Origin of the sequence: Planococcus kocurii (genome assembly GCF_001465835.2) — a bacterium.
Taxonomy (GTDB): Bacteria; Bacillota; Bacilli; order Bacillales_A; family Planococcaceae; genus Planococcus; species Planococcus kocurii.
The window spans coordinates 2,084,865-2,105,957 of sequence record NZ_CP013661.2; the positions used below are offsets into that span (position 1 = coordinate 2,084,865).

Annotated in this window: 23 protein-coding genes; 12 read left to right on the forward strand and 11 right to left on the reverse strand. The window is 41.2% G+C overall.

Annotated elements, in window-relative coordinates:
* Positions 1-83 precede the first annotated feature (83 nt).
* Positions 84-209, reverse strand: coding sequence for a hypothetical protein (locus AUO94_RS17090; protein WP_237150102.1), 126 nt, complete (start codon positions 207-209; stop codon positions 84-86).
* On the opposite strand from AUO94_RS17090, the gene AUO94_RS10275 reads away from it, so the two are divergent.
* Positions 190-1,551 (forward strand): M20/M25/M40 family metallo-hydrolase, encoded by a 1,362-nt coding sequence (locus AUO94_RS10275; RefSeq protein WP_237150103.1) that lies wholly within the window; start codon positions 190-192, stop codon positions 1,549-1,551. The genes AUO94_RS17090 and AUO94_RS10275 overlap by 20 nt on opposite strands.
* A 66-nt stretch (positions 1,552-1,617) precedes the next feature.
* Here the strand turns inward: AUO94_RS10275 and AUO94_RS10280 are convergent, their stop codons facing one another.
* The 3 genes from AUO94_RS10280 to AUO94_RS10290 all read right to left on the reverse strand — a co-directional run bounded on the left by AUO94_RS10280 (position 1,618) and on the right by AUO94_RS10290 (position 3,986).
* Positions 1,618-2,409 (reverse strand): putative hydro-lyase, encoded by a 792-nt coding sequence (locus tag AUO94_RS10280; protein WP_058384123.1) that lies wholly within the window; start codon positions 2,407-2,409, stop codon positions 1,618-1,620.
* Positions 2,410-2,582: 173 nt separating this feature from the next.
* Positions 2,583-2,981, reverse strand: a complete 399-nt coding sequence (locus AUO94_RS10285; protein WP_058384124.1) for a RidA family protein — start codon at positions 2,979-2,981, stop codon at positions 2,583-2,585.
* Positions 2,982-3,032: 51 nt separating this feature from the next.
* A complete protein-coding gene (locus AUO94_RS10290; protein ID WP_058384125.1) occupies positions 3,033-3,986 on the reverse strand; it encodes a carbon-nitrogen hydrolase family protein in 954 nt (317 codons plus the stop codon).
* 281 nt (positions 3,987-4,267) lie between these two features.
* Between AUO94_RS10290 and AUO94_RS10295 the strand changes: the two genes are divergently transcribed.
* Complete coding sequence (locus tag AUO94_RS10295) at positions 4,268-4,663, forward strand: (deoxy)nucleoside triphosphate pyrophosphohydrolase (protein WP_058384126.1); 396 nt, start codon at positions 4,268-4,270, stop codon at positions 4,661-4,663.
* A 44-nt stretch (positions 4,664-4,707) separates the two neighbouring features.
* Entirely contained in the window at positions 4,708-7,632 is a 2,925-nt protein-coding gene (locus tag AUO94_RS10300) for a DEAD/DEAH box helicase (protein ID WP_058384127.1), read from the forward strand.
* A 443-nt stretch (positions 7,633-8,075) separates the two neighbouring features.
* Here AUO94_RS10300 and AUO94_RS10305 read toward each other — a convergent pair whose 3' ends face one another.
* Complete coding sequence (locus AUO94_RS10305; RefSeq protein ID WP_058384128.1) at positions 8,076-9,062, reverse strand: YhdH/YhfP family quinone oxidoreductase; 987 nt, start codon at positions 9,060-9,062, stop codon at positions 8,076-8,078.
* A gap of 112 nt (positions 9,063-9,174) precedes the next feature.
* On the opposite strand from AUO94_RS10305, the gene AUO94_RS10310 reads away from it, so the two are divergent.
* A complete protein-coding gene (locus tag AUO94_RS10310) occupies positions 9,175-9,597 on the forward strand; it encodes a MarR family winged helix-turn-helix transcriptional regulator (protein WP_058384129.1) in 423 nt (140 codons plus the stop codon).
* Positions 9,598-9,637: 40 nt separating this feature from the next.
* Here AUO94_RS10310 and AUO94_RS10315 read toward each other — a convergent pair whose 3' ends face one another.
* The gene (locus AUO94_RS10315) at positions 9,638-10,870 is read right to left on the reverse strand and encodes an AI-2E family transporter (RefSeq protein ID WP_058384130.1); all 1,233 of its coding nucleotides are present in this window, start codon (positions 10,868-10,870) and stop codon (positions 9,638-9,640) included.
* Positions 10,871-11,237: 367 nt separating this feature from the next.
* Here AUO94_RS10315 and AUO94_RS10320 point away from each other — a divergent pair, with 367 nt between their 5' ends.
* Positions 11,238-11,609: a DUF4181 domain-containing protein gene (locus AUO94_RS10320; RefSeq protein WP_058384131.1), complete on the forward strand. Its 372-nt coding sequence runs from the start codon at positions 11,238-11,240 to the stop codon at positions 11,607-11,609.
* A 49-nt stretch (positions 11,610-11,658) separates the two neighbouring features.
* Positions 11,659-12,027, forward strand: a complete 369-nt coding sequence (locus AUO94_RS10325; protein WP_058384132.1) for a DUF4181 domain-containing protein — start codon at positions 11,659-11,661, stop codon at positions 12,025-12,027.
* A 370-nt stretch (positions 12,028-12,397) separates the two neighbouring features.
* Here AUO94_RS10325 and AUO94_RS10330 read toward each other — a convergent pair whose 3' ends face one another.
* Complete coding sequence (locus AUO94_RS10330; RefSeq protein ID WP_058384133.1) at positions 12,398-12,982, reverse strand: TetR/AcrR family transcriptional regulator; 585 nt, start codon at positions 12,980-12,982, stop codon at positions 12,398-12,400.
* A gap of 157 nt (positions 12,983-13,139) precedes the next feature.
* Between AUO94_RS10330 and AUO94_RS10335 the strand changes: the two genes are divergently transcribed.
* Positions 13,140-13,874 (forward strand): glucose 1-dehydrogenase, encoded by a 735-nt coding sequence (locus tag AUO94_RS10335; RefSeq protein ID WP_058384134.1) that lies wholly within the window; start codon positions 13,140-13,142, stop codon positions 13,872-13,874.
* Positions 13,875-13,918: 44 nt separating this feature from the next.
* Here the strand turns inward: AUO94_RS10335 and AUO94_RS10340 are convergent, their stop codons facing one another.
* Positions 13,919-14,515: a hypothetical protein gene (locus tag AUO94_RS10340; RefSeq protein ID WP_058384135.1), complete on the reverse strand. Its 597-nt coding sequence runs from the start codon at positions 14,513-14,515 to the stop codon at positions 13,919-13,921.
* Positions 14,516-14,592: 77 nt separating this feature from the next.
* On the reverse strand, positions 14,593-14,937 hold the full coding sequence (locus AUO94_RS10345) for a hypothetical protein (RefSeq protein ID WP_058384136.1): 345 nt from the start codon (positions 14,935-14,937) through the stop codon (positions 14,593-14,595).
* Between the two features lie 88 nt (positions 14,938-15,025).
* Between AUO94_RS10345 and AUO94_RS10350 the strand changes: the two genes are divergently transcribed.
* From AUO94_RS10350 to AUO94_RS10370, 5 genes are all read left to right on the forward strand, one after another.
* Positions 15,026-15,415, forward strand: a complete 390-nt coding sequence (locus AUO94_RS10350) for a DUF4181 domain-containing protein (RefSeq protein ID WP_058384137.1) — start codon at positions 15,026-15,028, stop codon at positions 15,413-15,415.
* 5 nt (positions 15,416-15,420) lie between these two features.
* Positions 15,421-15,813 carry an RDD family protein gene (locus tag AUO94_RS10355; RefSeq protein WP_058384138.1) on the forward strand — a complete coding sequence of 131 codons (393 nt, stop codon included), beginning with the start codon at positions 15,421-15,423 and terminating at the stop codon, positions 15,811-15,813.
* 265 nt (positions 15,814-16,078) lie between these two features.
* A complete protein-coding gene (locus tag AUO94_RS10360; RefSeq protein WP_058384139.1) occupies positions 16,079-17,296 on the forward strand; it encodes a CynX/NimT family MFS transporter in 1,218 nt (405 codons plus the stop codon).
* A 194-nt stretch (positions 17,297-17,490) separates the two neighbouring features.
* Entirely contained in the window at positions 17,491-17,793 is a 303-nt protein-coding gene (locus AUO94_RS10365) for a methyltransferase domain-containing protein (protein WP_058384140.1), read from the forward strand.
* A gap of 190 nt (positions 17,794-17,983) precedes the next feature.
* A complete protein-coding gene (locus tag AUO94_RS10370) occupies positions 17,984-19,042 on the forward strand; it encodes an LLM class flavin-dependent oxidoreductase (protein ID WP_058386825.1) in 1,059 nt (352 codons plus the stop codon).
* Positions 19,043-19,084: 42 nt separating this feature from the next.
* Here the strand turns inward: AUO94_RS10370 and AUO94_RS10375 are convergent, their stop codons facing one another.
* Together AUO94_RS10375 and AUO94_RS10380 are read right to left on the reverse strand one after the other, a co-directional pair.
* Positions 19,085-19,756 (reverse strand): HAD family hydrolase, encoded by a 672-nt coding sequence (locus AUO94_RS10375; RefSeq protein ID WP_058384141.1) that lies wholly within the window; start codon positions 19,754-19,756, stop codon positions 19,085-19,087.
* A gap of 380 nt (positions 19,757-20,136) precedes the next feature.
* On the reverse strand, positions 20,137-21,075 hold the full coding sequence (locus tag AUO94_RS10380; RefSeq protein WP_058384142.1) for a Gfo/Idh/MocA family protein: 939 nt from the start codon (positions 21,073-21,075) through the stop codon (positions 20,137-20,139).
* Positions 21,076-21,093: the final 18 nt, after the last annotated feature.

Consider the following 21,093-nt stretch of genomic DNA (forward strand, 5'->3'; position numbering starts at 1 on the left):
CGGATTAAAGGAGAGGAAATCAACGATAATCCAACTTAAAAAGACTTATTCCTACTATTGGGAATAAGTCTTTTTCATTTTAGCTAATAGTTATAGCCCAATTTAGCCGAAATACGCTGACTTGTTTCTTTCACTTGCTGTGCTAGAAACGCAAGTCGCTCGTCTGTCAAGTTATAGCTGACAACACCGATGCTAAGAGCACCTTGCACTTTTCCAAAACGATTAAGGATAGAAGCGCCAACAGAAGAAGTGACGAAAAAGCTGTTTGAGCGAAAAGACGATCTTCCAGAAGAGGCGCGTGCAGATCTCGAGTCAGGTAACTACTTATTTGGCCGTGGCACGATGGATATGAAAATGGGGCTGGCTCTCCATATGGCACTCATTGAAAAAGCCAGTACGGAAAACTGGCCGCTGAACCTCGTGTTATTGACTGTGCCCGACGAAGAAGTTAACTCAATGGGCATGCGTAAAGCGGTGAGTGAGCTTGTTAACTTACGCGAAGAGCGCGGCTTGTCGTACAAGATGTTCTTTAACAGTGAGCCGGCATTTTCACAAAAACCGGGTGACGAAAAGCATTACGTCTATTCGGGGACGCTCGGAAAAATCATGCCAGCTGCACTTTTCTATGGCAAAGAAACGCATGTGGGTGAACCGTTAAAAGGCATGACAGCGAATTACATGGCTTCTTTTCTATCGCAAGCGATGGAGTGGAACGCTCTATACCGCGAAAGTGATCTTGGTGAAAGTACACCGCTACCGGTTTCGCTTCAACAAAAAGATTTGAAAATGCAGTATTCGACACAAACACCTTACCGAGCAACTGCTTTGTATAATGTTTTTCTCATGAAACGAAATGCTGCCGAAGTGATGGAACTGTTTGAACAAACGGCAATGCAAGCGGCGACTATGTGTAATACGGCATATAGCGGACTATGCAGGCGTGAAGGGATCGAAGGCATTGGGGAAGTACAGGTATTGCGCTTTGAGCAGTTACTTAAGTATGCAGAAGCGAAACGCGGTGTTCGCTTTGTTTCAAAACTAAAAGCAGAAATTTTAGCACATCCAGAATGGGACGAACGCGAGAAATCGTTGCGTATTGCTGATAAACTGATGATTCAATGTCACGAATTAGCACCAGCAATCATCTTGTTGTTTGCACCGCCTTATTATCCGGCAGTCAATTCATCGGAAGATCCATTTATCATGGAGTGCATTGCCACTGTAAAAAGAACAGCCGCAGAAAATGGCGTTGAAGTTGATCAAGTTCACTATTTTAACGGACTTTGCGATTTGAGTTATGTTAATTATAGCGACCCTGGTAACGGATGGAGCTCGTATGAATGCAACACGCCTGTATGGGGAAAAACCTATAGCATTCCGTTTGCCGACATGCTTGAGCTACAAGCGCCTGTGTTGAATGTTGGTCCGTTCGGCAAAGACGCTCATCAGTATACAGAGCGGCTTCATATGGACAGTGCTTTTGTTCATACGCCGCATATGCTGGAAAGTTTGATGAAGAGTTTGTGTAAAAAAGTACTTGAGACAGTTTAATGACAAAAACAAAAAGCACAGCCAAAACGGACCCCCGTTTGGCTGTGCTTTTTGTTCTATCTGAACTTATATGACTCCGACTTCTTCGGTTTTTATATCTGTAATAAACATATGCCCTGGCGCATGAGTAATCATGAATGGCGGTTTGACATGTGCAGCAATGGCTTGTGGCGTGACCCCGCAAGCCCAAAAAAGCGGCACTTCACCATCGTTAATCGTCACGCGGTCACCGTAGTCAGGCTGATTTATATCGTCGATACCGATACTTTCCGGATTGCCAATATGGAGCGGTGCACCGTGGACGGTTGGAAAACGACTTGTTACTTGCACAGCGCGTACCACATCTTTTTCGGCAACAGGACGCATACTGACAACAGTGGGTCCTTCGAATATTCCGGCTTTAATGGTTGGAATAGATGTTTTGTACATCGGTACATTTATTCCTTCGTCGTTGTGGCGAATCGGAATGCCATTGTTGACTAAAGCTTCTTCAAACGTAAAGCTACAACCAATGAGAAACGCGACCATGTCATTATTCCAAAGCTCCGTAATGTTTGTCAGCGTTTCCGTTAATTTCCCGTCTCGGTAAACATGATAAAGCGGAATGTCACTTCTTATATCTGCTGTAGGCGCGGATTGGACAGGTGTAAATGAACCGGCATCGGTGACGTCTATTAATGGACAAGATTTTGGGTTGCGCTGGCAAAATAGCAGGAAATCGAACGCCATGTCTTTTGGAAGAACGACAAGGTTAGCTTGCAAAAAGCCATTCGCCATCCCCGAAGTAGGACTCTTTAAATTGCCTTCTCGAATCAGCTGCCGGATTTCTTCTGGTGTGGAATTTTGTAAGTTGATCATTTGCGAACTTCTCCCATCTGAAAGCGTGAGTTTTATCAATTGGTAGTCTTGTTATGTGAGGTTACTGATTAGCAATAAAAGTAACATCTGATCATTATTTTATACATCAAATAAAACAATAAAGAGCACAATCAAAACGGTACTCCGTTCTGGCTGTGCTTTTTCATAGTGGATCAAACTTGAGCTGCCCAAATTTCAATTTCAATTTTGATGTCGGGCAACCCCAGTTCTGTAATGTACCCAATCGTCATGGCTGGATAATCAGTGCCGAATAGCTGTGACCATTCAGCATATAAGAAATCCCAATCGATCTTTTCGGTAGCCCATATATTTACTTTGATGATATTCTCAGCAGTTAACTGTTCTGAATAGAGAACTTGTTTAATATTTTTAACTGTATTGGTAATTTGAGAATGGAATCCCTTAGGAAGCTTGCCGTTCGCATCTAGACCAATTTGCCCCGAAGTCACATACAGCTCTGCATTTCTGGGGATTCTCGTAATGTGTGTGTAATTGCCGACGGGTTTCGGCATACCGATGGGATTGCGTCTGGTGATTTTATCGTTTTCCACTAGGCTTCCCACCTTTCTTTGCAATTGTATTTTTAGAAAAAGAAAGGATGATCAGTTGTTCCACACCACGTTTTTTTGCGCTTTCTCATTGACACTCAACTGAAAAACATCCGGTCTAGCGTAATGTCCCGATACGTCAAAATCAAACTGACTTTCGGCGATTTGGTCTAAATCGAGTTCGGCGTAGAGAATGGTTTCTTCTCCGTACACCGGCTCGACGATCAACTCCCCTAGAGGTCCTGCTATGCAACTTCCGCCACGAGACATTTCCTCTGGCAACTCTTGAAATTCAGCCCGTGACGAAATAGCTTCTGGGTACATTGATTTTGTTGAATACTGATTGCACGACAATACGAAGCAACGCCCTTCTGCCGCTACGTGTCGAACCGTTGACGTCCACGTATCCCGTCCATCAGCAGTTGGCATAACGTAAATCTGGATGCCTTTGTCATACATTGCAGCACGTGCGAGGGGCATATAATTTTCCCAGCAAATTAACGCACCAAGTCGTCCGTAAGGTGTCTCGAAAACTGGCAATGTGCTGCCGTCGCCTTGTCCCCAAATAAGACGTTCCGACCCGGTCGGTTTTAACTTACGGTGCTTGCCGAGCAATTCGCCATCAGGTCCAAAAAATAAGACCGTGCAATACAGCGTGCCTTGGCTACCGTTCGAGTCTTTTTCGATGACACCGATTACGACGTAAGCTCCCGTTTGTCTCGCTGCTTTGCCAATCGCTTGTGTTTCAGGACCAGGTGCTGTGATGGAATGGTCCCAGTATTCACGAAAATCTTTGCGACCTTCCCAATCACGGCTGCCAACCACTGCACCAAACGACATACCACGCGGATAGGCGGGGATGAATGCTTCTGGGAAGACAATAATGTTAGCTTGCTGCCTAGCTGCTTCTTGAATCAAACGAACCGTTTTGGCTACGCCTTTTTCTTTGTCCATGATTTCAGCACCGGCTTGCACGACGGCTACTTTGAATTTCGTGATTTTTTTCATGTGATCATCCTTTCCTATCTGATAGGTGTTTTGAAAAATCCCAACTCGTTTGAAAAAAATTTCGAATATACACAAAAAATATTCCATAAAATAGAAATAGTGGAAAGTTGACTTGATCCAAAGCTGCATTGTATATATCCTTGATAAGAAGACATAACTTATATCGTAACAATTAAACCGTTTTTCCAAATCTGAATTTTGCAACAGTTAAATTATATCAAATTTAAATCAATCTATTACCACTGCTTTAACTTAAATGAAAATAAAAGTAGGTGAGAAAAATGAAAATAAAAAACATACATGTCGTTGGGGCAGTTATTAAAGACGGTAACAAAATCTTGTGTGCACAACGTGGAATGGAAAAAAGTTTGCCTGGTTTATGGGAATTTCCAGGAGGCAAAATAGAAGAAACTGAAACGCCACAAGCAGCGTTGCGAAGAGAAATCCAAGAAGAAATGCATTGCCAAGTAGAAATTGGTGAACAAGTAGAACATACGGTGTATAAATACGACTTTGGTATTGTTCACTTAACTACGTTTTACTGCCAATTAGTCGAAGGAACTCCAGTATTAACAGAACATATAGCAATCGAATGGTTAGAAGCGCACGAACTCGAGCAGCTAGAATGGGCGCCAGCAGATATTCCAGCGATACAAAAACTAAAACAGTATGCTTAAGTTTAGAGATATAAAATTGGCTGAAAGAAAAGCGGGGGATAGGTATGAATTTTCTTCAGAATTTAGAAGACTCTCTATATAAAGGGTTTATCGACCAAGCAAAACCAAGTGGTGAACGTTTCAAGCCAACTTTGCTGATCAATAATACGAAAACAAATGACACTGTGTTGAATTCCATTACAGAAGAGTTAGATAGCTGTCAATCATTTCTCTTTTCTGTAGCATTCGTGACAGAAAGTGGCTTGGCGACCTTAAAAACGCATTTATCGGATCTTGACCGAAAAGGAATCAAAGGAAGAATTTTAACTTCGACTTTTTTAAATTTCAATCAGCCTAAAGTATTTAAAGAACTTATGAAAATCAATAATGTGGAAGTCAGGTTATCGAACATAAAAGGTTTTCATTCAAAAGGTTATATTTTTTCACATGAAACGCATCAGACGTTAATTGTCGGCAGTTCTAATTTAACGGCACAAGCCTTGCAAGTGAACTATGAGTGGAATGTCAAATTGAGTTCTCATGAAAACGGAGAATTGGTCCACCATTTTTATCAGCAATTCGAAGAGGTTTGGGAAAGTGCACAACCACTAACAGAACAGTGGATTACAAACTATGAACAATCTTATGTACCGATTGAATACCGCAAAGAATTAAAAAATATAGCTGAATTTCCCGAAGTGTATACTGAAAATCCGTTAAAAGAAGCCATCAATATCAAGCCGAACAAAATGCAAGAAGCTGCTCTTCAACAAATACAGTCAGTACGTGAAGCTGGAAATGACAAAGGTTTGGTAATTTCGGCGACGGGGACAGGGAAAACTTATCTATCTGCTTTTGACGTCCGAAGTTTTGCTCCAAAAAGAATGCTATTTATCGTTCACAGAGAACAAATTCTTCAAAAGGCAAAGTCGGACTTTATTCGAATACTGGGCGGAGTGGAAAGTGATTTTGGAATTCTTTCAGGAAATTTGAGAGAAACGGATGCGCGTTATTTGTTTGCGACGATTCAAACCATTTCAAAAGAAGCGACGCTCAATCAACTAGATCCGCAAGCTTTTGACTATATTTTGATTGATGAAGTACATAAAGCGGGAGCTAAGTCGTATCAGAAAGTCATCGAGCATTTCCAGCCGAATTTTCTCATGGGCATGACGGCAACACCGGAACGAACCGATGATTTTAATATATATGAGCTATTCGACTATAACGTTGCGTATGAGATTCGCTTACAAGAGGCATTAGAAGAAGACATGCTTTGTCCGTTTCACTATTTTGGCGTAACCGACGTTGAGTATGAAGAAGGCGTGATTGACGAAGCGACCGTTTTTTCGAAATTGATAACAGAAGAACGAGTCGATCATCTTCTGCAAAAAATCAATTACTATGGACATTCAGGTGAAAAAGTGAGAGGGCTCATGTTCTGTAGCCGAAAAGAGGAAGCTATCAAGCTTTCAGAAGAATTGAATCGTAGAGGGTTAAAGACGGTAGCATTGACTGGCCAAAATTCGCAAGAAGAACGAATTTTACACGTTGACCGGTTAGAGAATGGCATCATTGATTATATTTTAACTGTCGATATTTTTAATGAAGGAATCGATATTCCGAGTGTCAATCAAGTGGTTATGCTAAGACAAACACAGTCTAGCATTATTTTTATCCAGCAGTTGGGCCGTGGTCTTCGCAAGCACGGATCAAAAGAATTCGTAACCATCATTGATTTCATCGGTAACTATAAAAATAACTACCTCATTCCGGTCGCGTTGTCAGGTGAGCGTTCACAAAACAAGGATAATATTCGCCGCCGAATGAAAGACACTAGCTACATCAGAGGGATTTCCACAGTGAATTTTGAAGAAATTGCGAAAAATCGTATTTTTAGTTCTATTAGTCAAAGTAAACTAGTCAATATAAAAATTTTAAGAGAGGCTTATTTTGAATTGAAAAATCGACTAGGGAAAATTCCTCGATTTGAAGACTTTATAATTCACAACTCTATTGATCCTATGATAATAGTGAAAACTCATAAAAAGAATAAAGCAAGCTACAATCTCTTTTTAAATTATTATCAGTTTTTATTAAAATTAAAAGAAACAGAACAGGTATTAAATAAATACGAAGATCAGATACTAACTATGTTATCTCAGGAAATTCTAAACGGCAAAAGGCTGCATGAGATCCTATTGCTTGAATTATTAGTGGAAAAAGACCAAGTCACGCTGGGCACTTACGAGCAATCTGTAAAATCCCATAACTGTACGGTCAATTCGGACACTTTTGCTTCGGTAGAGCGCATCTTAGGTTTAAGCTTTTTCAACCAAGGTCCACGTAAAAAATATGGCAATAAACCACTTGTGGTCTTTGGAGAAAGCAGCATCTATTTTAATGAAGATATTCAAGAAAGCTTAAAGAAGAATACGAGCTTCCGAAAAATGTTTGTTGATCTAATAGTGAGTGCTAAAGAATTGAGCAAAAGCTACGAATGTAATCGTGCTTTAACACTTTATAAAAAATACACGCGTAAAGATGCGTGCCGTTTATTAAACTGGTCAAGCGATGAAAGCTCCACGATTTATGGCTATAAAACAAAGCACGGTTCTTGTCCGATTTTTGTTACGTATCACAAAAACGATGAAGTAGAATCGAGCGTCGCCTATACAGAAGGCTTTATCAGTCCTGAAATCTTTAAATGGTCAACAAGAAGTAATCGCACTTTAGCATCTGGAGAAGTAAAAACCATTATAGATGCTGCTGAAAATAATATTGATCTTCATTTGTTTATCAAAAAGGATGACGACGAGGGTGGCGATTTTTATTATTTGGGTCAAGCTCTTCCAGATAAAGAAAACATCGAGCAAGCGTTAATGACGGATAAAAATCTAAAAGAAATCCCGGTAGTCCATATGCATTTAGCGTTAGAGAATACTGTGGAAAGTAAGTTGTATCACTACATTACGAGTGAAGAAAATTGATTTTAACATCAGCTCTTGCAAAGGGAAGACACGTATTTAGATTCACCACTGCCGGCAATGAGTACAGTAATCGGTGACTAGATACGTGATTCGCATGACTGGAAAGTAGCAGGTAAAAAATGTGCTTACATAAAAAACTGCTGTCTCGTGAGTCTCTATAAGTACGATTAATGCTTGATTTTACTTTATTAATTTTTACTTTATCTCCATTTTAGAATAGGCTGATTGAAATGAAGGCGGCGACTCCTGCGGGAACAGCACGAGCTGGAGCCACTGGACTGAGTGGAGCGAAGGAAGCGGCAGAGGCCGTGCCCGCGGAAAGCGTCCGCCGCAATGAAAATTAGCCGGTCTTTTCGAGAACAATAAAAGGGCTGTCACCAAAAGTCATTTTTTATGACCTTTTGAGACAACCCTTCTTTTTTATGCTGTTTTCCCTGAAAATCCTACAACTTCACAATCGTTCTTCCTAAATGCTGGCCGTTTTTAATCGCTTCAATCGTCTGAGGCAATTCTTCAAGCGTTACTTCATCCGTTAAAGTCGTTTGGGTGATGTTCCATTCGTTGGCCATCTTCTCCCAAATAGCTCCACGCTTGTGAATCGGTACGTTCACCGAATCGATACCAAGCAAGCTTACACCTCTCAAGATAAAGGGCAAGACCGTAGTCGTGATTTGCAAGCCACCAGCGTTGCCACACATACTCATACTGCCGTCGTAAGCAAGTTGAGGAATGAGTACAGCGGCAACATCTCCACCGACTGTATCGACCACATAATCAAAACGTGTTTTGTTTAATGGCTTTTGCAATTCACCTAAGTCATCTGCGAAAACGACGTTTGTTGCGCCAAGTGATTTTGCGACTTCAACTTGGTTGTCTTTCCGAACAAGTGCCGAAATGTTTTGGAAGCCCATTTTCGATAAAATCTGAAGTGCGATACTGCCGACTCCGCCTGTTGCACCGGTAACCAAAATTTCGGGATGGTTCGCTGCGTCCATTCCGCTCTTTTCCAACGCACCAATAGAAAGTGCTGCAGTAAATCCAGCTGTTCCGAAGACCATCGCGTCCTTTAAGCTCAAGTTACCAGGCAATGGGACAATCCAATCTGCAGGGACACGTGCGTATTCTGAGAAACCGCCTGTGTGGCTCATGCCCATGGCAAAGCCTGTAACGATGACTTCTTGCCCTTTTTTGAAACGTGAATCTGTCGACTCAAGGATTGTTCCGCTCAAATCGATTCCTGGTGTCATCGGATAATTGCGGATCACCCCGGTATTTTTTTGAACAGCTAACATATCTTTATAATTGATGGAGGAGTAGGCAACTTTGATTAAGACTTCACCTTCTGAGAGTTGGTCGATGGTGACCTCTTCTAAATCATAAGTGACTTCAGTATTTTGTTCATTAACTCGAATTGCTTTAAACGGATTCATAAATAATTGCCCCTCTCTATTTGTTGTTTCTGCAGAATAGTTCTGCAACAAAACTATTTGAATACAAAACCTAACATGATAAGATGGATATTGTCAAGATGGAGGAGATCAAATGGAACTAAATGAGTGTATTAACTACTTACTGAGTATTAGCCAAAACAAGGTGTTTAAACACTTTAGCAAGCTATTAGAAGAATACAACTTAACCCCAGCTCAATATGGAGTGTTAAATTGTTTATGGAGAAAAGGTGAAATGTCTCCTAAACAAATTGGTGCCATGATGCATTTGGAAGCTTCGACGGTGTCTGGAATTTTAGATAAAATGCAAAAAGCAGGCTTTATCGAACGCTCAATCGATCCTGAAAACCGCCGAAACATTTTAGTAGCCACCACGAAAAAGTCGAAAGCGATTCAACAAGACGTAGAAGCAACGACTGAACAGCTAAATGAGTCAGTGCTGCAATTTCTCTCAGATAGCGATAAAGTGGTGCTAAAGAAATCATTAGCAAGTATCATACAAGCTGATTTTTATTAACTAAAAGAGCTACCGAATCGAGGGATTCGGTAGCTCTTTCTTATCGTAATTTTCTTTTTAAGCTAAGCTGTTTTTTCTTTTTCTTTTCTGAAATGGGCGGCTCTGGTGCTGGATTGTAAGTATCTGCATATAATCCGGTGTAGGACTTGTACCAGGTGAACAGATGACTCAAAATTACTTTAAGGACGGCGTAGGCCGGAATTCCGAGAATGACGCCGAAAATACCAAAGAGATTCCCCGCAGTCAACAAAACCGCAATGATGGTAACAGGGTGAATTTGTAAATTACTGCCAAGTATAAGCGGTTGAATAACGCGCCCTTCTAAAGTTTGTTCGATAAAAAAGACAATCAGTACTTTAACGAGCATAAACGGCGAATGGACGACAATCGCGATAATAACGATAGGAACGAAAGCGATAAAGGATCCAAGAAAAGGAATCAAGTTCAAAATGCCCGCCAGTACACCTAGGGTTAACGCGTATTTGAGTCCAATGATGCTAAAACCAATCCAGAACATCAGTCCAACAAAAAAGGCGACAATCAATTGTCCTCGGATATACTGGCTAATCTGCAAGTTCATTTCGCGCAACAACAGGTAGCTATGTTCACGCATATGCGAAGGTACGAGCTTCATAATGTGATAAGGCAGATGGTGGCCGTCTTTCAGCAAGTAAAAAAGAATAAATGGAGTCGTGATGATAGCGAGTAACGTTGTCGACAAGACGCCAAAGACACTACCGAGGCCAGTCACGGTCGTCCCCACCACATTATCTGCTTGACTAGTAATGGACGTGGATAAGTTCTCTGTTCCTCCCGTTAGCTGCGTTTGCAGTTGTGACAGCAAATTACTTTGGAAAAAGCTATCGATTTGAGAGACAAAGGTATTCAAATAGTCTTGCCAGTTTTCAAGTAAACTTATTGTCTGTTCTCGGATAATCGGAATCAATGTCGCAATGCCCCAAGCGAGCAACCCAGCAATCACTACAAAGACAATTAAAATACTAGCCGAGCGTGGGAATTTTTTCGTTTCCATCCAATTAACGAGTGGATTAAGCAAGTAATAAAAGACCCCCGCCATGATTAATGGCAGCCCCATGACATCGAAAAAAGCAGTGAATGGCCGGAATATAAAACTAACTTTTGGTAACAGTAGCAAGTTTACTAAAATCAACAAAACAATAATCAGTATGGCTACCGCTTTGTTGTTCAGCACCCATTTTGTAAACCAGGAAGCTGCATGGCTAAAAGCATTCTTGTTTTTATCTTGCTCCATCATGTCCACCTCTTTCTCACTAACTCTAGCTAGTCTCGTTTTGAAATTCCATTTCTTATAGTAAGATTAAAATACCCGGATAGCCGATTTTTCACACTAAAAAGAATTTTTCTTTCAAATTGTTTCTAGTTATGTTGAAAGTTTGTCGTAAATTTCTAACGTATTTGTCCACATGTGGATAAGTGGCAGAGAATGACAAAATGACATAGTTATCCCCGTTTCTACGTGAAATCATCCACATATTCAAGGTTAGGTCCAATCCCTAAACAACTTCTCCTTCACTATCCACTAAATTAAAGAGCAGAAAAAACCGAAACCTCAATTCTTTTCGTTCGTAGAATAGACAAGCGGTTAGGAGGTGCGAGATATGGATACAAGTTTTTTGTTTGTTTGGCTAGTCGTTATTTTCGGCTTTCATTTTTTAAGAATATTTTTGAAAAAGCGCTTTGGGATTGATAAAGAATTACATGCGGGAGTCCCGGTTAACAAATTCGAGCGTTGGAATGGTCTGCTGACTGTAGCTGCAATCATTGTCATAGCTTTAATGTTCCAAGGTTCATTAGAAAGATTTTTCTTTTGGGTATTTTGTATTTTTTTTGTGGGGAGTGCCATGCAAATTATTTTAGAATGGAAGTATTTAAAAGGATCTCGAAAGTATCAGGCGTCACTTCTGTACTTTTCAATCGTAGCAGTGACCTTGGTCGTTTTCATGACGTTGGCTTCCTTACAAGTAAGCTAGTAGATGAAAAACTTTCAGGCAAATTGATTTTTTGAGGAGGTAGAGTGAAATGGAGGCGTTTATACTAATTGGACTTGGTGCTCTTCTGCTGTTTATTGGCTTCTTGCTCCAGCGAATAGAGAAAAAGCACGGAGTAGACCGAAAAGCAGCGCCCGTAAAGAAAATCGAGCGATGGGTAGGATGGATCCTTGTCACGAGCTTGATTGTACTTATACTTTTGTCGATAAACGAGGTAACGATCAATTACATAAATGTCTTATTGTTTTTTGGAATAGTAGCATTGTTCCAGGCTGTTCTTGAATGGGGTTATGTTAGAAATACGCAACGATCTGTTATTAGCTTAGTTTTAAATCTTGTTTTTGTCTTGTCGCTAGTTGGGTTGGTTGAAGTTGTGAAATGGACGCTTGCAAACTTTTAAAAGAGATCTCGCTATGACGAAAGCATAAGCATAATCAGTAGAGAATGAATATTCTTTTCTCTTGTTTATACCGGATTCTGCGCTCCAGTCGGTCGCTTTCCGCGGGCTTGCCCCGAACTAACTCTGGCTAATCGCCCGAGTGGATTTCGTCGCTTCGCTATCCGGCAGGAGCACCTCTTTGTCCTTCGCCGCTTTGCCCTTCGAATCCTGGAGTGTCGAGGCTACACGTATTCAGCATCTCAAAGTAAGAAACGGATAAATAGTCTGCTCTCTTTGATTAAAGCCGCCTGCTTCTAAGCGGGCTGAGCCCACGGAAAGCGAAGTGGTCAGCTCGCTTGGAAGTATACACTACTATTCATTCTCATGTGGACTAGTTATCCAACACTACCGAACCGTCATACATTTTGCCATGAAGTTGCGCAAGTTTACCCGCCATGATTTTGGGAGAATCTTTAAAATCTTGCTGGATCCAATAAAAGAAAAAACCTAAGCTACCGTAGGTCATAAAATAATTGAGTGTGGGAATTTCTAAGTCGCTTGTTTCTTCCAATTGCAGCTCTGTAGCGGATATCTGAATGAGGGTTTCACAAAATTGATTTTGTGAACCAGGCAGTACTTCTCCTTTAATAATCAGTTGGAAGATAAATTGGTGTTGGTAAATGTGTTCAAAAATCGGCAAATGGCGCTGTATGTCGGTTGAAGAAAAACGCTTAAGATCCTGAAAGCTCTTACGGAAATAACTCGCGAGACTCTCCAAGTGATCTGTCACGATAGCTGCGAGCAAGTCGTTCAAATCCTTATAATGTGAGTAGAACGTCACCCGGTTACAGTCTGCGCGTTTCGCGACTTCTGTAATAGTCAGTTGTTTCAGTTCTTTTTCTTTCAATAAATACAATAAGGCTGTTTTTAACTTTTTTTGTGTTCGCAGGATACGGCGGTCTTCTGTGCTGTTCACCTTATGTTCCTCCTTTTGTATCTAGAAAATGAAGCCATTTATGACTTAAGTATGACACGGAATCTTTTCATTGGACAAACTGAATATTTATCTGTTAACTTACAAGTGTAGTTTAATTATGAATCGTTTTCCAGTAAAACCACAGGAGGAATAGAAAATGGCAAGATTACAAGACAAAGTAGCAATTATTACGGGTGCGGCACAAGGTATGGGTGCATCACATGCGAAGAAATTTATCGAAGAAGGCGCAAAAGTGGTAATTACGGACTTAAACGTAGAAAAAGGCGAAGCGCTAGCGAAAGAACTTGGAGACAATGCATTATTCGTTAAGCAAAACGTCACAAACGCAGAAGACTGGGCAACAGTAGTAGCAGAAACTGAAAAAGCATTCGGTCAAGTAGACGTATTGGTTAACAACGCCGGTATTACGATGGCAAAATCAATCTTACAAACGACAGAAGAAGAATACCGTCGCATTGTAGATATTAACCAAGTATCTGTATTCCTTGGAATGAAAACAGTCATTCCAGCTATGCAAAAAGTAGGCGGCGGTTCGATCGTCAACATTTCTTCTATGAACGGGATGGTTGGTGGAGCAATCGGTTACACAGATACAAAATTCGCAGTTCGCGGCATGACAAAAGCAGCAGCACTTGAATGCGCAAACTACGGTATTCGTGTAAACTCTGTACACCCAGGCGTTATCGCAACGCCAATGGTTGTTCAAGAAGATACAAAAGCAGCTGTAGAAGCATTTTCAAAAACAATTCCAATGAAGCGCGTTGCGCAATCTGAAGAAGTTTCGAACATGGTATTATTCTTAGCTTCTGACGATGCAAGCTACTCTACTGGTTCAGAGTTTCTTGTTGATGGTGGACTAACAGCTCAGTAAAAAAAAATAAAAAGCCGGTGCGCTGCAATTTGCGTAACGGCTTTTTATTTTGTTTTTTTGTTTAAAAACAATACGAGTACGGGTCCAATAATTGGAATCCAAGCGAGCGCTTTGAGTTTCGCGTGTGGGTAAAAATGATAAGTAGCATAGACGGATAAGCCCCATAGCACAAACCAGTCAACAGTCATGACAGATACCAGGCTTGATGCGAAAAAAGCTTCGCGGTAAGCAGCTAATGAAAACCCCTGCAATAATGTCAGGCCATTGATTAACCAAAACACCATAAGCACAACCAGCCAAAAGCGGAAAGCAAGAAAGCGAGCAAGCCAGTCGGGAGTCCGTAATTTTCTGTCGGTGTGTCGATTGCCAAAAGCGAAATACAGTAAGAGTGAAAAAGCACCGATACCGAAAGACAGCAGTGCAAACGGCCACGCCGGCCATTTTTGTCGATCATTGAGTAGCAGCAAAGTCAAAAAAACCAGTGGAAACAAGCCGAGCGCATTGAAAACAGCGAGCACGAGCGGATCAATGGCACCGAGGTCGCCACTGAATATGCTCGACAAGATTGGATCTGTTTCGCCACCAGGTGCTAGAAAAACAGCATAGCCGATTAGTAGTAGCCAGACAATCAAAAAAATCACGGGTAGCACTCCTTTTTAGAGTAAAGTTATTAAGTGACTAGTTCCCTTAAAAAGCTATAGACAAACGAACGAGTGGTTTAGCTAACATGGAAAAAAACCATAAGGGCAAACAAACCGAGAATTAGTAAGCTTCTGACTTTACTAGCTTTCCATGTGACAATGCTTGAACCAATGCCACCTATAATTAGTAACACAAGGCCCATTGTTTTGATCATGGGAACAGCAAAGGTATCACTGAATTCGATAAGAAAAGCCCCTAAAGCAAACGAGCCCATACTTACTAGGAATTTTGGCGATGTAAAATCAGACTTTACAGACTGTTGGTCAGTCGCGTTCATTTTGAAATAAGCCCATGTCATCATTGCAATGGGTACACCAAACGCAATGAGGAAAGTGACAAGTGAATCTGTATCCGTCTCCAATGCATATGCCTCCAATCACGTAGAAAAATAAGTAGCAGGTGAAATCGTCTCTTTTGTAGAATTTTAACAGGTAGAGGAGTGCTTGCATATGGAAGTTGTGATGTATATGGGGTTATTTGTTCTTGTCATTTCTTATTTTCTTTTCTCGGACGTATATTTAAAGAAAAAGCGTGGAATCAAAAGAGGTTCGAGAAGTATTTTTCACGAAGACAAAAATCGTTACGTACTGATTTTGCAAGGAGTTATTTTCATCGGTTTTATTTACGCGTGTATGTACCTAGTTGCAGAACTAGATTTTGCAGAACTTTCTTTAGCTGTCCAGATCAGTCCTTTAGCAGGTCTCTTTGTTCTCCAAACAGTTGTTACAGGGCTTGAAGAGTGGGTGCTCCATAGAGACAAAGAGCGCTATTGGTATGATTGGACTGAAACAGTATTTGTTGGACTAATTTTTGCTTTATTACTTACAACGGGAGGGTAATGACTATGTATAGGGTAACGAAAAAGAGAGCCAAAGCGTTGTTGATCGATTCGGTGATTGCTGCGACTGTGTCATTGGGCGCAGAACTGTTATTAAAAAAGAGAATAAAAAGTCCGTTTTTTCACCAGATAGTTTCGCCTTCATTAGTTTTCTGGGTGCTTGAGTATGCGCAGCTACGAGTGAACGGGCAAACAGTCGGACAGAAAGCGGTAGGCATTGCGTTAAAAGATGAAGCCGGTGGTGAGCTAAGCGCAGAACAAATTCTCAAACACATCGTGCACCGAGATACGATAGGTGCCTTCATGTATGTGAAAAATCGAGCACGCTACGATAGTTACAAAGGTGAAAAATACCCACATGATCTTTATGCGCACACAGTCGTTAAAGAAGTAGATTGACGGTCATCTCTCCTTATTCAAGGAGAGATTTTTTTGTTTTGAAAATGATATTGCAAGATACAAGACATAATCTACCGGCATATCCTACTCGTTTGATTTGTGAGAATATATTCTATCGATATACAATCTTGTTTTTTAGCGCTACAATATCCAAGGTGCTAGTCATTCCATCATTTTTTGCCGGGTGACAAGTGCACACGTATACGTCAAAACGATGAACTAGATGGTTCGAAAGAATATAAAAGTAAGCTGTTGGAGGATTTGTATGAAGAAACAAATAGAAATAAACAATACTGAAAAAGCTGGATGGTTATTGTTGATTGGTATTGTGTTAATTGGAGCAAATTTACGTGTGCCGATCACGTCGGTGGGTACGTTAATGTCGTTTATCCGTGAAGATCTTGCTATAAGCAATGCGGTCGCAGGATTGGTTACGACATTGCCTTTAATCGCTTTTGCTGTGCTTTCTCCCTTTGCACCGAAAATCGCAAATCGTATTGGCATGCAATGGACAATCGCCTTATCCATGGTGTTTCTAATTATCGGAATTGCCATAAGGTCTGTAACGGGAATTGGTTTCCTGTTTATCGGAACACTTCTCATCGGATTGGCGATTTCTATAGGAAATGTGTTGATCCCGGGAATTATCAAAATGAATTTTCCATATCGAATCGGCGTCATGACGGGTATATATGCAGTCTTTATGAATATATTCGGTGCGTTAGGCTCTGGTTTAAGTGTACCGATTTCTGGTATCGGTAATATGGGGTGGCAAGGTGCCCTTGGGATTTGGGGATTACTTGCCACCATTGCCTTAATCGTGTGGCTTCCGCAATTGCGCAAACAGCAAGGAGCCGTGTCAAAAGCACCGATACAACCAAAACAAAAAACCAAGTTATGGCGATCCCCGCTTGCTTGGAGTGTCACTCTTTTTATGGGAGGACAGTCTTTAGTCTTTTATACCTTAGTCGCCTGGATGCCAGATATACTAAACACGATTGGGTACAATGCCGGTTCTGCCGGATGGATGGTCTTTCTAATGCAAGCGGCCATTATTCCGACTACGTTCGTAGTTCCCGTGATTGCTGAGAAGTTAAAAAATCAAGTCGGTCTTGCGATTGCTACAGCTTTGTTGTTTATGACCGGCTTTTCGGGCTTGCTTTTTGGGAGTATGGTGCTGGTTCCGTTGTGGGCCGTGTGTCTCGGAATTGCTGGAGGAAGTGGATTTAGTCTTTCAATGATATTCTTTACATTAAGAACGAAAGATGCAAAAGAAGCAGTAGAATTGTCAGGGATGGCTCAATCATTTGGTTATATGCTGGCAGCTATTGGTCCTGTTTTTGCAGGCGTCTTGTACGATATCGGCAGCGGTTGGACATTGCCACTGTTATTCTTGATGTTGATATCTATTGTTATCTTGATTGCAGGGATCATCTCTGGTAAAGAAGGCACAATTGCAGAACGAGCTAAAATAATAGCATAAATGCACGATAAGCTTTTATCACTCGACTTTCCTATCATAAGGAAAGTCTTTTTTATGGAGAAAATCAACTAGAGTACAATCTTCTCGCCAAGTTATATAATGATAGAAAAGCGAAAGGGTGATTCGCGTGAAACTGTACAAGGAGTTGGCCAACTGGTGGCAGCAATGCTTTTTACTTTAAAAAGTTTTTTTCAATGACTTTGACGGACTTGTCACCAAATATGTTGGAAGTGAGTCGGGAGTTGAACCCAGATTGTCTTCATATGCAAAGCGAAATGGGGATCATCGACGCAGGGCGCGATTTTGATTTGGTATTTATTCATGACGTAATTTCTTATTTTACGGATAAAAATGATTTACTCACGGTAATGAAAAATGCTAAAAAACATTTGAACTCCGATGGCCTGCGCTATTTGGAATGGAGCTATGACTTAGACACAAAAGACCAAGTAACGGAAGTTGAATACACTTATCTTATGTGTGGAGAAGACGACTAGATTTTCTATGAATTTGACAGCGCAAAATGCGTGTAGTTTTCTATGGGTAACTAATAGGTAACGCTGGAATTAACGCTCATTTTGAACGCGTAATCTTTTCAGAGGAACCCGGTACCTATTTTGCGATTGCTGCTACACAAATAAAACAAAAAGTATAAATATGATTCAAGGAATAGAAAGGACAGTGGATATGGAACAGTACCGCATCAATCCAGACAAAGGCATGGAATTTGGTATTTATACTTTGGGAGATCATCTGCCAGACCCGCATACTGGGCAGCGGATTTCTGCAAGAGAGCGCATTCAAGAAATCATTGGCTTGGCAGAACTAGCAGATCAAGCGGAACTCGACTTTTTCAGTGTCGGTGAAAGCCATCAAGAATATTTTGCCACTCAAGCGCATACGGTGGTACTCGCGGCGATTGCGCAAGCAACGAAAAATATCAAAATCTCTAGCTCTTCTACTATTATTAGCACGTCAGATCCGGTACGTGTGTTTGAAGATTTCGCGACCATCGATTTGATTTCAAATGGCCGCGCAGAAATTATTGCGGGGCGAGCGTCGCGTGTTGGATTATTTGACTTGCTTGGCTACGACATCCGTTATTACGAAGAATTGTATGAAGAGAAATTTGAGTTACTGCTAAAAATCAACAAAGAAGAAACGGTCGATTGGAGCGGGCAGTTTCGTGCTCCGTTACGTAGCGCACAAGTTATTCCGCGTCCGCTTACAGGTTCGCTTCCCATTTGGCGTGCGGTTGGTGGACACCCAGCAAGTGCGATTAAAGCAGGGCATGCGGGTGTGCCGATGATGCTTGCGACGCTCGGCGGTCCTGCAGAAACATTCAAACATACGATTGATGCTTACCGCGAAGCCGCGGAAGAAAGTGGCTTTAGTCCCTCTGCGTTACCTGTTGCGACTGCTGGGTTTTTCAACGTGGCCGCAACAACTCAACAAGCCATGGAAGAAGTTTATCCACATGTGGATAAAGGGATGCGAAAAACCAATGGACAAGGTTACCCACAAGCGGCATTCATGCACGGTGCACAAATGGATAGCGTCATGAACATCGGCAGTCCCCAGCAAATTATCGAAAAAATCCTTTACCAACATGAACTGTTTGGTCATCAACGCTATATCGCGCAAATGGATTTTGGTGGCGTGCCGATTGACCGCTTAAAGCGCAATATCGACTTGATTGGTACAGAAATTTTGCCAGCGATTCGGAAATATACGATGAAAAAATAAAAAGATGGTTCAGGCATTTCGCCTGAACCATCTTTTCGAATCTTACTGTTTTACTTTTACAGTCGCTACAAAGTCTAAAAGATCTTTCAACGGCATATCCGCCATCGAATCCAGGCGGTGCTCTACGTGACCAAAATTCATTGTGCTTGTGATTTTGTTCGGCACCACTACACAACTCATACCCGCGCGTTTTGCCGCTGTGGCACCATGAGCCGAGTCTTCAAAAACAAGACATGTCTCAGGAGCTAAATCCAAATGCTCGGCTGCTTGTAGATATAAAGCAGGATCGGGTTTTACTTTTTCAACATGGTCTGATGTTCGGATACACTGAAAGTAATCATACAGATCTAGGCGTTTTAAATGACCCGAAACCCAGCGATAACTAGAACTCGATGCCAAACCAATTCTCAAATCCATTTCTTTTGCTGTTTCCAAGTACTCAACGACACCATCGCGTGGTTTTTCTTTAGACAAAACAGAAAGAAATCTTTCTTTATATTGTTTGTTTAGTAACTCATGTTCTACGGGCTTACCAATTTGCTGCTCCATATAATGGAACGGTGAAAACGAACCATCTGTACCTACTTCATTTTGCCACATACCTAGTGGCAATTCGCTATTATACTCGGCAAACATTTCTTGAAGAAGTTGATACTGATGTGTTTCTGTGTCAAAAATCAATCCGTCAAAATCAAATATAATTCCATTTATCATAAGGCACGTCCTTTGCTGTTTAATTGAATAAGCTATTCTTCAAAATTAAAGATACTCTATTTCTATTACTGAATATCTTAAGTACAACACACCTAGAAGAGAGCGCGAAGATGTTTGCCGATTTTCTCTGTAGCTAATCTCATCAAATGCTTGCAGTGCAAGCGCTCGACTCCTGCGGAACAGCACGAGCTGAAGACCCTGGAGCGAACGCAGTGAGTGAAGCGGCTGAGGCCGTGCCCGCGGAAAGCGAGCGCTGGAACGGAAAGCAACCCCATTGTGCTTTTTGGCAATGCTCATTCGCTTGAAAAAGGTAGGAAATGCGTTGACTACAAAGAAGAAAGTGTTCGCCTGCATCGCTTTCTTTTTTCCTGAATTAAACCCTACGCCAACAACTTTGTCACTTCACGAGAAATAGCGTGTGTGTTGATCGTTGATTCTAACTGCTCGTTTTTCACGCAGCTGATAAACTCTGCCAACTCATAATACATCGAGTCAAAGTCATGCGCTACAGACAAGTCTTCAGTCTGACCGTCTCTGTACTTAATAAGGATATTTTTCGGATCACTGATGCGGTCGATTTCAATGGTGCCATTCTCGCCTTGAATTTCACTTGGCAGAAAAGAATCCGAAATCTTCGAATACATAATAACCGCTTCCATATCCGCATAATTCCAAATCATGCTGCCTTGCCCATCGGCACCTGTCGATAATAGTAATTGATTTTTCATTGCTGACTCAGGGGCGCCAACCAAATGAATAATCGGCGCGATGCAATAAACGCCTAAATCCATTTTAGAACCATTGCCAAGTTCAGGCTTAAAGGCATTTTCAATAATGCCCTCTTTGTATTTATCGTAACGTGAAGAATATTGGTTATAATGAAACACAAAGCGACGAATTGGTCCGATTTTATCGATATTTTTCTTCAAGTTCAAAAAAGAAGGAACCAATGTTGATTTCATCGCTTCCATATAAGTGGTTTTGTATGTTCTTGAAGCTTCAATAATTTGATCCATTTCTTCAATTGATGTAACAGCCGGTTTTTCACAAAGAACATGAATGCCGTGCTTCATCGCCAATATGCTTTGCTCGGCATGCATAGCATTAGGTGACGCGACATAAACCGCTTCAATCTGTCCGCTGCTGAACATAGCCGCCATATCGGTATAGACGTTTTCAATCGTGTATTTTTCTGCAAATGCGTTACCAGTTTCTAACTTTCTGGAATATACAGCTCCAAGTGTAAACTCAGGATGCTCTTTAGCCGCTTTAATAAATCGGTCGGTAATCCAATTTGTGCCGATAATGCCAAACTTCATTGTAACTCCTCCAATATA

Bases quoted from the DNA above. Each gene is read 5' to 3' on its own strand.
- AUO94_RS10275 (WP_237150103.1), top strand. From the start codon at position 190: ATGCTAAGAGCACCTTGCACTTTTCCAAAACGATTAAGGATAGAAGCG.
- AUO94_RS10280 (WP_058384123.1), bottom strand. From the start codon at position 2,409: ATGATCAACTTACAAAATTCCACACCAGAAGAAATCCGGCAGCTGATT.
- AUO94_RS10290 (WP_058384125.1), bottom strand. From the start codon at position 3,986: ATGAAAAAAATCACGAAATTCAAAGTAGCCGTCGTGCAAGCCGGTGCT.
- AUO94_RS10295 (WP_058384126.1), top strand. From the start codon at position 4,268: ATGAAAATAAAAAACATACATGTCGTTGGGGCAGTTATTAAAGACGGT.
- AUO94_RS10300 (WP_058384127.1), top strand. From the start codon at position 4,708: ATGAATTTTCTTCAGAATTTAGAAGACTCTCTATATAAAGGGTTTATC.
- AUO94_RS10305 (WP_058384128.1), bottom strand. From the start codon at position 9,062: ATGAATCCGTTTAAAGCAATTCGAGTTAATGAACAAAATACTGAAGTC.
- AUO94_RS10310 (WP_058384129.1), top strand. From the start codon at position 9,175: ATGGAACTAAATGAGTGTATTAACTACTTACTGAGTATTAGCCAAAAC.
- AUO94_RS10315 (WP_058384130.1), bottom strand. From the start codon at position 10,870: ATGGAGCAAGATAAAAACAAGAATGCTTTTAGCCATGCAGCTTCCTGG.
- AUO94_RS10320 (WP_058384131.1), top strand. From the start codon at position 11,238: ATGGATACAAGTTTTTTGTTTGTTTGGCTAGTCGTTATTTTCGGCTTT.
- AUO94_RS10325 (WP_058384132.1), top strand. From the start codon at position 11,659: ATGGAGGCGTTTATACTAATTGGACTTGGTGCTCTTCTGCTGTTTATT.
- AUO94_RS10335 (WP_058384134.1), top strand. From the start codon at position 13,140: ATGGCAAGATTACAAGACAAAGTAGCAATTATTACGGGTGCGGCACAA.
- AUO94_RS10350 (WP_058384137.1), top strand. From the start codon at position 15,026: ATGGAAGTTGTGATGTATATGGGGTTATTTGTTCTTGTCATTTCTTAT.
- AUO94_RS10355 (WP_058384138.1), top strand. From the start codon at position 15,421: ATGTATAGGGTAACGAAAAAGAGAGCCAAAGCGTTGTTGATCGATTCG.
- AUO94_RS10360 (WP_058384139.1), top strand. From the start codon at position 16,079: ATGAAGAAACAAATAGAAATAAACAATACTGAAAAAGCTGGATGGTTA.
- AUO94_RS10365 (WP_058384140.1), top strand. From the start codon at position 17,491: ATGACTTTGACGGACTTGTCACCAAATATGTTGGAAGTGAGTCGGGAG.
- AUO94_RS10370 (WP_058386825.1), top strand. From the start codon at position 17,984: ATGGAACAGTACCGCATCAATCCAGACAAAGGCATGGAATTTGGTATT.
- AUO94_RS10375 (WP_058384141.1), bottom strand. From the start codon at position 19,756: ATGATAAATGGAATTATATTTGATTTTGACGGATTGATTTTTGACACA.
- AUO94_RS10380 (WP_058384142.1), bottom strand. From the start codon at position 21,075: ATGAAGTTTGGCATTATCGGCACAAATTGGATTACCGACCGATTTATT.